This window comes from Kitasatospora sp. NRRL B-11411, from assembly GCF_000721345.1.
In the GTDB taxonomy this organism is placed as follows: domain Bacteria; phylum Actinomycetota; class Actinomycetes; order Streptomycetales; family Streptomycetaceae; genus Kitasatospora; species Kitasatospora cineracea.
Genome location: NZ_JOGH01000010.1, coordinates 54,698 through 67,117 on the forward strand (window position 1 = coordinate 54,698; position 12,420 = coordinate 67,117).

The window sequence follows — 12,420 nt, forward strand, 5'->3', positions numbered from 1 at the left end:
GCCTGGTCGTCAGAGCACCGCCACCCCCAGTGGTCGGTGGCCGGCCTCCAGGCGGTGGGTGGTGCCGGTGTCGAGGTCGACCAGGGTGATGCCGTCCCAGTAGCCGTCCCGGGTGAAGCCGCCGGTGACGTAGGCCGTCCGCCCGTCCGCGGAGAGGGCCACGTTCTCGTGCGGGATGCCGAGCGGGTAGACCCGTTCGGTGCCGTCGGGGTTGCGGACCGTCAGGCTGGGGCCCCGGTCGTCGCCGGTGATCGGGCCGGAGCCGACCACCAGCAGCCGTCCGTCCGGGGCGACGGTGGCGCCGTGCTGGTGGGTGTCGGCGGTCATCGGTTCGATCTCCACCCGGCCGGTGGCCGGGTCGACCACGGCGAGGCGCTCGCCCTCGAAGGGCAGCAGCAGCTTGCCGTCGCTCGGCCGGACCGCCGTGTAGTGCGGCTTCAGCCAGGAGCCGAGGCCGCCCTCCGTGCCGTAGGGGGCGACCTGGATCCGCCGGGTGGCCAGGCCGTCCGCCGCGACCACCGTCACGTCGAAGGAGTCGTGGCCGGTCGCGTAGACCTCCCGTCCGTCCCGCGAGACGTCGACGTCGAAGGGCCGCCGGCCGACCGGGGCCACCCCGGTGACCTCGCCCTTCGCGGTGTCGACGACCTCCAGCACGCCGTTGCCCCCCGGTACGTTCACGCCGACGTACAGCCGGGTGCCGTCGGGCGACAGGGCCAGGCCCATGCCGCCGCCCCGGTACTCGCCGGTGCCCGCCGGCCCGGTCCGCGTCCGGTACGGGATGCTCCGGACCAGGGTGCGGGCCCGGGTGTCGATCTCGGCGACGCCCTCCGCGGTGCTCACCCAGGCGTGCCCGTCCGGCCCGACCGCCACCGCGTACGGCGCCGTGCCGACCCGCACCGAGCCGATCGCGCCGCGCGCCGGGTCGACGAACGTCGCGGTGTCGGCCCCGAAGTCGGCCACCAGCAGCGTCCCGGCCGGGGTGGGTTCCGCGGCGGCTTCCGGGGCCGGCGCGGCCGGGGCTGCCGGGGCGGCTGCCGTCGGACGGGGCGCGGCCGGGGCTCCGGCCGCACCGTCGCCGTCCGGGTCGGCGCAGCCGGCCAGCAGCACGGCCAGCACCGGTGCGGCCACCAGCAGCAGCGGGCCGGTGCGCCTGCGGCGGGCGGTCACCGGGGGCCTCCGCCCTCGTGTCCGGTCCGGTCCTCGGCTTCGCGGAGCAGGGCGGCGAGGGCTTCGAAGCCGCGCCGCTCGGCGTGCTGCAGCGGGGTCACGCCCTCGGCGTCGGCCAGCCGCGGGGAGGCGCCCGCGGCGAGCAGCAACCGGACGACCTCGGCGTGCGCGCGGCCGCCGTCGCCGAGGATCACGGCCTCCAGCAGGGCCGTCCAGCCCAGCCGGTTGACGTGGTCGACGTCGATGTCGGTCTCCGCGAGCACGGCCCGCACGTAGCCGACGTGGCCGCGTTCGGCGGCGGGGATCAGGCTCACTCCGCCGAACCGGTTGGTCAGCCCGAAGTCCGGCCCGGCGGGGAGCAGGGCGCGCATCATCGGCACGCTGCCGGTGACGCCGGTGACCAGCCAGGGGCTGTCCTCCCGCGCGTCCTGCGCGTCCGGGTCCGCCCCGGCGGCGACCAGGAGTTCGGCGACGGGCACCCGGTCGGCGAGCGCGGCCAGCAGCAGCGCCGTCCGCCCGTCCGGATCGCGGGCCTCCACGTTGGCGCCCTCCGCCAGGGCGGCCCGGGCGGCGTCGAGGTCGCCGGTGTGCGCGGCGGTGAGCAGGCGTCGGTCGTTGGCGGTCATCACGGTCCTCCTCCTGAGGGACGGCAGGTACAGCACGGAATGCCTCAACAGTTGCGGGGCGACGGGCGGGGGCGGCGGTGCGACGGTGCGGCGGGCAAGTTCGGTGTCCTGCCTCCATGGTGGCCCCGCCCCCGGCCGTGCTTCGTCGGCGAACCGGCCAGTCCTGGCGAGCGTTCCGGTGGACCCCGGCATCATCCGATCGGTCGATGCGCGACCGCCCCCGGCCGCGTTCCCGCAGCCAGGCCCGTTCCCCGGCCCGCCGCCGGCCGATGGCACCCACCGCCTCGAGGAACCCCGTCCCGAGCAGCCCGAAGGCCCCCGCGCGACTGCGCGGGGGCCTTCGGGGTACCGCCGGTCCGGTCGGAGGTCGGCGGCCGTCGGCGTGGTGGCGCCCGGGACGGTGACCAGAACCGTGACGGCCGACGCGGGGGGCGCGGCGGACCGGCGAGTTCTCGTGCGGGGGCGGGGTTCTCGGGTCAGGGGCAGCAGGGGAGGGTGCCGGTCACCGGCCCGCCACGCTGAGGTCGACGACCAGGCTCCGGCTGTTCGGGTCCGTCGGGCCGGCCGCGTAGGGGCCGTCGACCCGGTCCGCCCTAGTCCAGCGGCCGAGGGTGTAGTTGCCGTCGGCGTTCATGATCTGGTTACCGGCGGTGAGGCCGAACACCCGCAGGGAGTTGCCGGTGCCGGCGGCGGCGACCCGGGTGAGGGCGGGCAGGCCGGTCTCCGCCGTGATGTTGCCCCAGTTGGTCCAGCGACCGGCCGCGTAGTCGCCGCCCGCTTCGTAGACCTTGCCGTCCGCCAGCGCGACGACGTGGAACTTCGAGCCGGGGGTGGCGGCCGCCGCCACCTGGGTGGTGGTGCCGGGGAGCCGGCCGACCGCGGCCGTCAGCTCGCCGCCGCTCCACCGGCCGCGGCCGTAGTCGCCGTCGCCGACCCGGATCCGGCCGTCCGAGCTGAGCATCGCCACGTGCATGACGTTGCCGATCGAGGCGGCGGCGGCACTGGTCACGTCGCCGGGGTAGCCGAGCGTCCCCGTGATGTCGCCCCAGGGGGACCACTTCCAGGACGAGCGGTCCACCGAGGTCTCGTAGACCCGGCCCTTGGCGACGGCGACCAGGTGGATGGTGTTGCCGATGGCGGTGGCCGAGAGCTGGGTGATGCCGGGCAGCGGGCCCGCCGAGTTCGCCGCCGTCACCTCGTACCACTGATCCCAGGCGCCGCGCTTCAGGTAGCCGTCGTCCGGCCCCAGGTTCCGGTCGGCGTAGAGCACCCGGCCGTCCCGGGCCAGCGAGAACAGCCGCAGGTGCTGGTCCTCGGCGATCACCGCGGCGGAGACGGTGCCGCTCGGGGTGGGCAGGCCGGTGGTCCGGACCGGCGTGAACGGCGCCCAGCGGCCCAGGGTGTAGTTGGCGCCGCTGCCGACCGGCGGGTAGCCGTCCTTGTCGAAGGCGAACAGCTGCACCCGCTCGCCCTCGGCGATCGAGGCGTCGTACCCGGAGCTGGCGATCTTCACCGTCTTGCGGACCACGGTGTTCCGCTGGCCCTGGTCGCCGGCGGTGACGGTGATCTGGTAGGTGCCGGGAGCCTGGTACCGGTGGTAGACCGCCTGCTGGGAGAGCATCGGGAAGTCGGATTCGTTGTCGCCGTAGTTCACCAGGTAGCCCGCGTCCAGGAGGTACGGCGAGCTGATCTTCGTGACGACGCTGACGCCGAGCACGTCGTCCGGCGTCGCCGCCACGTCGACGGCCAGGTCGCCCGCGGGCTTGACCTCGACCTGCTGGGGCTGCGAGGTCGACGCCGCGCCCTGGGTGTCGGTCGCGGTGACCGACGCCGTGTAGGAGCCGGGCGTGGTGTAGGTGTGCTGGACGGTCGGCGTGGCCGAGTCCACCGAGGTGCCGTCGCCGAAGACGAAGTGGTAGTTGGCCTGCGCGAAACCCCACCGGCTCCACGCACTGGCCTGCGCGGTGACCGTGAACGGGGCCGGGCCCTGCAGCATCGGTGGCAGGGCGGTCAGCAGGAGACCGGCGGGGGCCTGGCCGGACAGCTCGTAGGCGCCCCGGTCGCGGACGCCCCCGGTGTTGGGGACGTCCGGGTCGTCGGTCGGCTTCACACCGAGCAGGTCGGTGCCCACGCCGGGCGCGTCCGGATCGGTCGAGTCGATCCAGGCGAGCGCGTCCGCGGTCACGGACGCCGGCAGCCGCAGCTCGCCGGAGCCCGGGCTGGTGAACGAGAAGACGGCGTGGACGTCGTGCCCGGCCTGCCCGGGCTGCGCGGCGGTGAACTCGGCGGCGGTCGGGTACTTCGTCCCGGCCCAGGCGTACGCGGAGCCGCCCGACCAGGGGTGGAGCAGGTTGTAGTCGACCTTGGAGCCGCTCACCGACCCGGCGGAGACGGCGATCTCGGCCTCCCCGCGGGAGTCCGGGCCGGTGCCGCAGGCCGGGGCCACCGCGCCTTCGCCGTCGGCCTTGACCAGGTTGTTCTCGATCACCGCGCCCGGCGAGGCGCCGTCGATCCGCACGGCCTCCCCGCAGGGGGACACGATGGTGTTGTTGGTGACCGCGGTCCGCGGCGCGTCCGCGGCGGTGACCGCCGCGGTGCTGGTCCGGTCGAACTGGTTGGCGCTGACCAGCACGTCGTGGGCGCCGGCCCCGATCTGCAGGCCGCCGGTGGTGGTGAAGCGGTTGCGGGCGACCGTCAGGTCGCCGCTGTCACCGGAGATCCGGACGCTCGGCCCGCCGGTCCCGGCGAAGAACCGGTTCTGGTCGAGCGTCACCCGGGAGGAGTCCCGGACGCTGACCACCGGTACCGCCCCGGCGTCCCGGTGCCGGACCGAGAAGCCGCGCACCACCACGTCGTGCACGCCCGCCAGCGTGATGCCCTCGGCGCTCCCCCCGGGGTACACGATCGGCGGGATGCCCTGCTCGCCGGGCACCATGCCGAGGAAGGTGATCGGCTGCTCCGGCGTACCGGAGCGGTCGATCGTCACCGTCTCGGGGTAAGTGCCGGACCCGGCGGCGACCTTGACGGTCTGTCCGGGCCGGACGACCGCCGCCGCGGCCGAGATGGTGCAGTACGGGTTCGCCTCGGTACCGGTGCCGGCGTCCGTGCAGGAGACGGAGGCCCTGTTGACGTACAGGGTGTTCCCGGCGGTCGCGGCCGAGGCCGGGAGCGCCGGGAAGGCGAGGACGGAGGTCGCCGCGGCGACGGTGAGGGCGGCGGACTGGCGCAGGCGCACGAACGGGCTCCCAGAAAGGGTAAAGGATGTTCAAAAAGCGGCTCAGCTTCTCACCCGAACACCCTTGCGGTCGAGCCCGTTTACCCGTTTTCCCGGATTCCGGTCGTATCCGTCCGACCCTCTGTCACCTGCGGCTGCCGGTCAGAACCCGGTGGCCGTGAACAGGTCGGCCGCGCTGCCGCCGCCCACCACCATCGGCCGCGACCAGCGCCCGGCCGCGTAGTCGGCGTCCGTCTCCGTGACGCCGGTGCCGGAGCTGCTCCCGGTGAACACCCGCAGCGTGTTGCCGGTGGCGGCCACGCCGACCCGGTTGACGCCCATCAGGCCGGTGGCCCCGTACACGTCGGCCCAGTTGGTCCAGCGGCCTGCGGTGTAGTCGCCGCCCGCCTCCATCAGCCGGTCCCACACCACCACGAACAGGTGCAGCTTGCCGTCCGCGGTGGCGGCAACGCCGATCTGGGACGGCTTGGTGTACTGGCTCGGCCAGGCGTAGCCGAGCGCGTCGGTGAGGTCGCCGCCGCTCCACCGGCCGCGGTCGTAGTCGCCGTCGCCGACCCGGACGTGCCCGTCCGAACCGGTCATGCCGACGTGCAGCACGTTGCCGATGAACGCGCCGGAGATGCCGACGGTGTTGGCCGGGAAGCCGAGCGCGGCGGTGATGTCGCCCCACTTCGACCAGGTGCCGCTCGCCCGGTCGCCGGACGCCTCGTACACCCGGCCGCCGGCGAGGGCCAGCACGTGGACCCAGTTGCCGCTGGCGGCCGCCGAGATCTGCGTGATGCCGTTCAGGTTGCCCGCGCCGTTCGCGCCGGTCACCTCGCTCCAGGGCAGCCACTGGCCCTGTGCGACGCCGCCGGTCGCCGCGCCCAGCCGGCGGTCGGCGCTGTACACCTTGCCGTCCGCCAGCGCGAAGGCCCGCAGGTACTGGTCGGCGGTGGTCACCGAGGCCATCGAGGCGACGTCCTTGCTGGCGAACCCGGCACCGGGCACCGGCAGGAACGGGCCCCAGACGCCCTTGTCGTAGTTCGCGCCGGCGTCGTTCAGCCACGCCTTGCCGTCGCGGGTCAGCAGCTGGACCCGCTTGCCGGGCTGCAGCGTCGCGGTGTCCTGCGGGCTGACCGCGTGCACGGTGCGCTTGGTGACCAGCGTCTTGCCGCTGTCGTCGCGGTCGGTGACGGTCAGCTGGTAGTCGCCGGCCCGCATGTACTGGTGGTAGGCGGTGCTCCCGTACGCGGAGGTCTCCTTGGGGGAGCCGTCGCCGAAGTCGATCTCCTCGCCGGTCAGCCGCCAGGGGGTCGTGACGTTCGACCGGACGGTCGCGTACAGCGACCCGTCGACGCTCACCGTCGGGTCGGCGCTGAGCTGCCCGACGACGGTCCGGACCGAAGGCCCGGTGTTCCTGGCCGTGCCGTGGTGGGTGTCGGTGACGGTGAGGCTGGTGGCGAAGGTCCCGGCCTTGTCGTAGACGTGGGTGGCCGTGGGTGTGGTCGAGTGCACCTTGGTGCCGTCGCCGAAGTCGAACAGGTAGTCGGACTGCTGGATCGGCCAGTCGCTCTTCACGTCGGCGGTGGCGGTCACCGTCAGCGGGGTGGAGCCCTGCAGCGTGGGCTCCTGGGTGCTGGTGACCGCCAGGTTGACGCCGCGCTGGCCGGTGGCCTCGAACGCGCCGCGGTCGCGGACGCCGCCGAGGGTGTCGGCCGCGTTCGGGTTGTCGGTGTAGGTGCGGCCGGCCAGGTCGGTGCCGATGCCGGGTGCCGCCGGGTCGGCGGAGTCCGCCAGCGCCGGGTAGTTGACCGCCGAGCGGGCGAACAGCCACGGGTCGCAGTTCCCGTTGGCGCAGGTGACGTCGGTGTCGATGTCGTGCGCGCCCTGGCCGGTGGCCCGGAACGCCGCGGGGGTCGGGTAGGACGTCCCGCCCCAGGTGTAGGCGTTGGCGTCGGACCACGGGTGGACCGAGTTGTAGTCCACCCTGGTGCCGTCGGTGGAGGCCGCCGACACCGCGATCTCGGTCTCGCCGCGCTCCGGCCCCGACGTGGTGCAGGTCGGCCAGACTCCGGAGCCGGCGTACCCGGCGGTGATCACGTTGTTCTCGACGACGGCGCCCGGCGAGGTGCCGTCGATCCGCACGCTCTCCCCGCAGGAGGCGGCGACGGTGTTGTTGGTGACCGCGACGCCCGGCACGTCGGCTGCCTTGACGGCGGTGGTCCGGGTGCCGTGGAACAGGTTGGCGGTGACCAGCGCGTGCTGGGTGCCCGCGCCGATCTCGAGGCCGCCGGAGCCCACGAAGCTGCTGCGGCCGACCGTCACTCCGTCACCGCCGCCGACCGCGGCCCCGCCGTCGGAGAACCTGATGTCGTCCAGGGTGACCCGGCTGCTGTTCTTCACCACGACGGCCGGGGTGCCGGTGTAGCCGGCCAGACTGCCGGTGTCGAAGCCGCGGATCACCACGTCGTGCACGCCGTCCAGGGTCAGGGCGCTCTCGGTGCCCGCCTCCGGGTAGACCTCGGCCGGTATGTAGCCGACCTCGCCGGGCGAGCCGTCGAAGACGATCGGGTGGTCCGGCGTGCCGGAGCGGGTGAGGTGCACGGCCTCCTGGTAGGTCGTCTGACCGCCCGACACCCTGACGGTCTGTCCGGGCTGGACGACGGCCGCCGCGGCACCGATGCTACAGAACGGCTGGTCGAGGGTGCCGGCCCCGCTGTCGGTGCAGGTCCTGGCCCACCCGTCCACGTAGATCCGGTCCGGTGCCGCAGCCGCGGCCGGGACGACGGGAACGACGACGATGCCGGTCGCGGCCGCCGCCACGAGCACGGCCGACTGACGCAGGCGCATACGCACTGGTGATACTCCCCCGGTGATGGGATCGGACATGGGCTCCGGGCGGGCACGCGCCCGCCCGGAGTGGTGGGTCAGAGGCCCGCTGCGGTGAGGACGTTGATCCCCGAGGTGCTGCCGGCCGTGTCGTAGACGTTGGAGGCGGAGCTCCACCGCCCGGCGGTGTAGTCGCCGGTGACGGTGTAGACGATGTAGCCGGGGGCGGCGGCGAAGAGTCGGACGGTGTTGCCGGTCGACGCCGCGGCCACCTGCCGGACGGGGTCCAGACCGCTGGCGCCGGAGATGTCGCCCCAACCGGTCCAGTAGCCCGCCGCGTAGTCGCCGGTGATCTCGTGCACCCGGCCCTGGCCGGTCAGCGCCACCACGTGGAAGCGGGACCCCGGCGTCGACGCCGCGGCCACCTGCACGATGCCGCCGGGGCCGCCGTAGCCGGCGGTCACGTCGCCGGCGCTCCACCGGCCCCGGGTGTAGTCCCCGTCCGCGACCCGGAGGTGCCCGTCCGCGCCCAGCACCGCGACGTGCAGCACGTTGCCGGTCGTCCCCGCCGCGATGCCCGCCACCCCGGTCGGCAGGCCGACCTCGGCCGTGATGTCGCCCCACCTCGACCAGACCCCGGCCGCCCGGTCGCCGGACGCCTCGTACACCCGGCCGCCGGCCACGGCGACCAGGTGGGTGCTGTTGCCGATCGACGCCGCCGAGAGCTGGGTGACGCCCGCCAGCGACCCCGTCCCGGTGACCTCCTTCCACGGCGTCCACTGCCCCTGGCCCAGGCCGCCCGCGGCCGGGCCCAGGTTCCGGTCCGCCCCGTAGACCTTCCCGCCCACCAGCGCGAACACCCGCAGGTACTGGTCCGCGGTCGTCGCCGATGCCAACGACGACACCTGGTCCGCCGTGAAGCCCGCCCCCGTCTGCGGCACCGGCAGCCACGGCTGCCAGCCGCCGTTGCCGTAGTTCACGCCCGTGCTGTACAGGGGGCCGCTCGCCGGCACGCCCACCACCTGCACCCGCGAACCCGGCTGCAGCGACTGCGTGTACCCGCCGCTGGTGGCCGTGACGGTCTTCTTCACCACCGCCGTCCGCCCGCCCTCGTCGGTGACGGTCCCGGTGACGGTGTAGCTCCCGGGCGCGGCGTACTGGTGGTACGCGACGGCACCCGGGGCGGTGGTGGTGCGGCTGCCGTCGCCGAAGTCCACGTCGACCTTGCTGATCGCGTACGGCGAGGCGGCCCGGGTGGTGACCTGGATTCGGAGCGCCCCGTCGATCGGGGTGTCCAGGGCCGCCGTCACGCCGCCGGGTTCCTTGACCAGCAGCGGGACATTGGAGGTGCCCTGCACCTGGCCGCCCTGCACGTCGGTCGCGGTGACCTTCACCGCGTAGTAGTTGCCGGGCTTGGTGAAGGTGTGCGTCACAGCCGGGCGGGTCGAGCGCACCGGGTCGGTGCCGTCGCCGAAGTCGAACAGGTAGTCGGCCTGCGCCAGTCCGAAGGTGTTGACCGGCTCGGCGGTCACCTGCACGGTGAACGGCGCCGGCCCCTGCAGCGTCGGCACGTCGGCGCTCAGCTGGACGCCGACCGAGGTCTGTCCGGTCAGCTCGTACGCGCCGCGGTCGCGCACCCCGCCGTTCGGCGCGGTGCCGGCGACCGCCGGGTCGTCGGTGGGCCTGACCCCGAACAGGTCGGTGTCCACGCCGGGCGCGTCCGGGTCGGCCGAGTCGATGGCGGCGGTCGCCGACTCCGGCAGCACCAGCGGCTTCGTGTAGTCCCGGCTGAACGGGACGTCGTAGTCGGTGTCGTGGGCGGCCTGGCCGGGCTGGGCCGCGGCGAACCCGGCCGCGGTGCGGTACGAGGTGCCGCCCCAGGTGTACGCCGAGGCGTCCGACCACGGGTGCACCGTGTTGTAGTCCACCTTCGACCCGACCACCGACCCGGCCGAGACCGAGACCTCGGTCTCCCCGCGCCTGTCGGGCGTGCGGGCGCACGCGCTGTTCCAGCCGGTCTCGCCCTGGTACTGGGCGGTGATCACGTTGTTCTCGACCACCGCGCCCGGCGAGGCGCCGTCGATCCGCACGCTCTCCTCGCAGGAGAACGCGATGCTGTTGCCGGTGACCGCGGTGTTCGGCGCGTCCACCGCGGAGACCGCGGCCGAGGCGGTCTCGTTGAACTCGTTGGCGGTGATCAGCGAGTCGTGCACCCCGGCACCGACCCGCAGCCCCCCGCTGGCGGCGAACACGCTGCGGCTGACCGTGATGTGGTCGCCGGCGCCCGCGAGTTGGACGGCCCCCGACCCGGCGCCGCCGGCGTACCGGATCCGGTCCAGCACCACCCGCGAGGAGTCCACCGCCGACACCAGCGGGGCGGTGTTGCCGGCGGAGTCGTTGCTGTAGAGCGAGAAGCCCCGCACCACCACGTCGTGGACACCGGAGAGCACCACGGCGCTCTTCGCCCCGGTCACCGGGTGCACCGCGGTCCGGTCGGTTCCGGCGGTGCCGACGAAGGTGATCGGCTTGTCCGGCGTGCCGGAGCCGGTGATCAGCACCGTCTCCGCGTACGACCCGGGAACGACCTGCACCGTCTGGCCGGGCTGCGCCGCGCGGGCCGCGGCGGAGATCGTGCAGAACGGCTGGTCGGCCGTGCCGCTGCCGGCATCGGTGCAGGTGGTGGACCTGTTGTTGACGTGGAGCGTGCCCGCCGGGTCGTCCGCCGCGACGGCGGCGGGCGGTACGGCGATCAGGGCGGTGACGGCGGCCGCGGTGAGCGCGGCGGACTGGCGCAGACGCACGATGGCTGAACTCTCCGTGGATGAGAACCGGCACAGCTTGGCACTCGAACTGACGTCCCGTCGAGCCGATTCGGTGAAGTCTCCGGCGATGTCCGGACGATCAGGACCCGACGGCGGCGGACTCGCCCACGACGCCCGGACACCGGCCGCCCCCGACGCCCCCGCCCGCACGATCCGCGCCGACCCCCGACCGCCCGCAGCACCGCCCACCGCCCGCAGGAGCCGTTCCGGCAGCACCGCGGACGCCGCGACGCGCTGGCGCGGCCACAGGTCTTCCCATCCCCCCGACATCGAATGTCGCCGCACAGATTGGCATACGGACGGGCGCCGCGTCGAGCGGGATGCCCCACCGTTCCCGCCGGTCCGCAGCGGCCTCCCGCGACGGGGCGCCGACCCGCGCCCGCGGACCGTTCGGGGGATCCGGCCGTGTCGCGGCGACCGCGGGCCGGAAAAGGGGCGTATCCTACGCTCGGAGCTCGAGCGACCGGGCGTCTCGCTCGTCGCAGGGGGCGCGGTCGGCTGACTCTCCGTCAGCGGCCGAGGTAGGGCGGGTGGGACTCGAACCCACGACCAAGGGATTATGAGTCCCCTGCTCTAACCGGCTGAGCTACCGCCCCCCGACTCGACCCGCCGGGGCCGACGAAGCGGTCCTGGCAGCAGCAGACGGCCCCTCAGGGCCGCCCTCGGCAGCATAGCCGGTCGATCACCCGTGCTGCGCGCCGGGGGCGCATCCGGGTAGGCCCGGCCCCGCCGCCCCTCCGCACGGCGCGTCGGCCCGGTCGCGGGCCGTCGCGGCCCCGGTCGGCGGGGCCTCCGCGGGTGGTGGCGGCGCGTCAGTGGCGGGCCCTCCACGGGCGGGTGACGCTTGGTCGTCGGGTTGGCGCGAGCGGGAGCGGGTGGCCGGGATGAAGCGGTCCGCGGGTGCGGCGGCGTGGGCGGCGGTCCTGGTCGCGGCGGTGGCCGGGTGCGGTTCCGCCGGCCGCCCGGCGGACGGCCCCTCGCCGTCGGCCCCGGCCACGCTCTCCTCCGGTGCCCCGGCCGCGCACGGCTGGAGCCGGCAGCGGCTGCGCGGGGCGGTCGACAAGCGCCGCGGGACGACCCGCACCGCCGCGCCGACGCCGTTGAACAGCCGGGTCGGCGCGGTGTTCGCGCACGGCCCGGACGGCGACCACTTCTGCACCGCCAGCGTGGTGGACAGCCCCGGCCGGAACCTGGTCCTGACCGCCGCGCACTGCCTGGTCGAACCGCGCACCGGCCGGACCCGCACCGACCTGGTGTTCGTCCCCGGCTACCGGGACGGCGACACCCCGTCCGGCGTCTGGCCGGTCGACGCGGTGACCGTCGACCCGTCCTGGCGCAGCAGCGGCAACCAGGACCTGGACGTGGCCTTCGCCACCGTGCAGCCGCAGAACGGGCAGCAGGTGCAGGAGGTGCTGGGCGCCAACCGGCTCGGCACCGACCCGGGCTACGCCCTGACCGTGAAGGTCACCGGGTACCCGAGCAGCGCCGACCAGCCGATCACCTGCAGCAACACCACCACCGAGCAGAGCCCCACCCAGCTGCGGATCGACTGCCCCGGCTACACCGGCGGCACCAGCGGCAGCCCCTGGGTCACCCGGCTCGACCCGACGACCCGCACCGGCACCGTGGTCGGCGTGATCGGCGGCTACCAGGAGGGCGGCGACACCGCCGACACCTCCTACAGCAGCTACTTCGGCAGCCAGGTGCGGGCGCTCTACCAGCAGGCGTCCGGCGGCTCGTGACACCGCGCCGGGCGGCG

Annotated in this window: 6 protein-coding genes and 1 tRNA gene; 1 reads left to right on the forward strand and 6 read right to left on the reverse strand. The window is 74.6% G+C overall.

The genetic code is table 11. From position 1 onward, the window contains the following. Positions 1-9 precede the first annotated feature (9 nt). The 6 genes from IH44_RS0107230 to IH44_RS0107255 form a co-directional block, all read right to left on the reverse strand. Positions 10-1,167: a hypothetical protein gene (locus tag IH44_RS0107230; RefSeq protein ID WP_030458578.1), complete on the reverse strand. Its 1,158-nt coding sequence runs from the start codon at positions 1,165-1,167 to the stop codon at positions 10-12. After that, positions 1,164-1,793, reverse strand: a complete 630-nt coding sequence (locus tag IH44_RS0107235) for an ankyrin repeat domain-containing protein (protein WP_030458579.1) — start codon at positions 1,791-1,793, stop codon at positions 1,164-1,166. The genes IH44_RS0107230 and IH44_RS0107235 overlap by 4 nt, the downstream gene beginning before the upstream one ends. A gap of 502 nt (positions 1,794-2,295) precedes the next feature. After that, positions 2,296-5,028, reverse strand: coding sequence for a PKD domain-containing protein (locus IH44_RS0107240; protein WP_030458580.1), 2,733 nt, complete (start codon positions 5,026-5,028; stop codon positions 2,296-2,298). Between the two features lie 141 nt (positions 5,029-5,169). Further along, positions 5,170-7,860, reverse strand: a complete 2,691-nt coding sequence (locus tag IH44_RS0107245; protein ID WP_030458581.1) for a right-handed parallel beta-helix repeat-containing protein — start codon at positions 7,858-7,860, stop codon at positions 5,170-5,172. Between the two features lie 77 nt (positions 7,861-7,937). Further along, the gene (locus IH44_RS0107250) at positions 7,938-10,640 is read right to left on the reverse strand and encodes a PKD domain-containing protein (protein ID WP_030458582.1); all 2,703 of its coding nucleotides are present in this window, start codon (positions 10,638-10,640) and stop codon (positions 7,938-7,940) included. Between the two features lie 543 nt (positions 10,641-11,183). Continuing rightward, positions 11,184-11,257: transfer RNA gene (locus tag IH44_RS0107255), tRNA-Ile, on the reverse strand. Between the two features lie 288 nt (positions 11,258-11,545). Between IH44_RS0107255 and IH44_RS0107260 the strand changes: the two genes are divergently transcribed. Continuing rightward, complete coding sequence (locus IH44_RS0107260) at positions 11,546-12,403, forward strand: serine protease (RefSeq protein ID WP_030458583.1); 858 nt, start codon at positions 11,546-11,548, stop codon at positions 12,401-12,403. Positions 12,404-12,420: the final 17 nt, after the last annotated feature.

Bases quoted from the DNA above. Each gene is read 5' to 3' on its own strand.
- IH44_RS0107235 (WP_030458579.1), bottom strand. From the start codon at position 1,793: ATGACCGCCAACGACCGACGCCTGCTCACCGCCGCGCACACCGGCGAC.
- IH44_RS0107260 (WP_030458583.1), top strand. From the start codon at position 11,546: ATGAAGCGGTCCGCGGGTGCGGCGGCGTGGGCGGCGGTCCTGGTCGCG.
- IH44_RS0107245 (WP_030458581.1), bottom strand. From the start codon at position 7,860: ATGCGCCTGCGTCAGTCGGCCGTGCTCGTGGCGGCGGCCGCGACCGGC.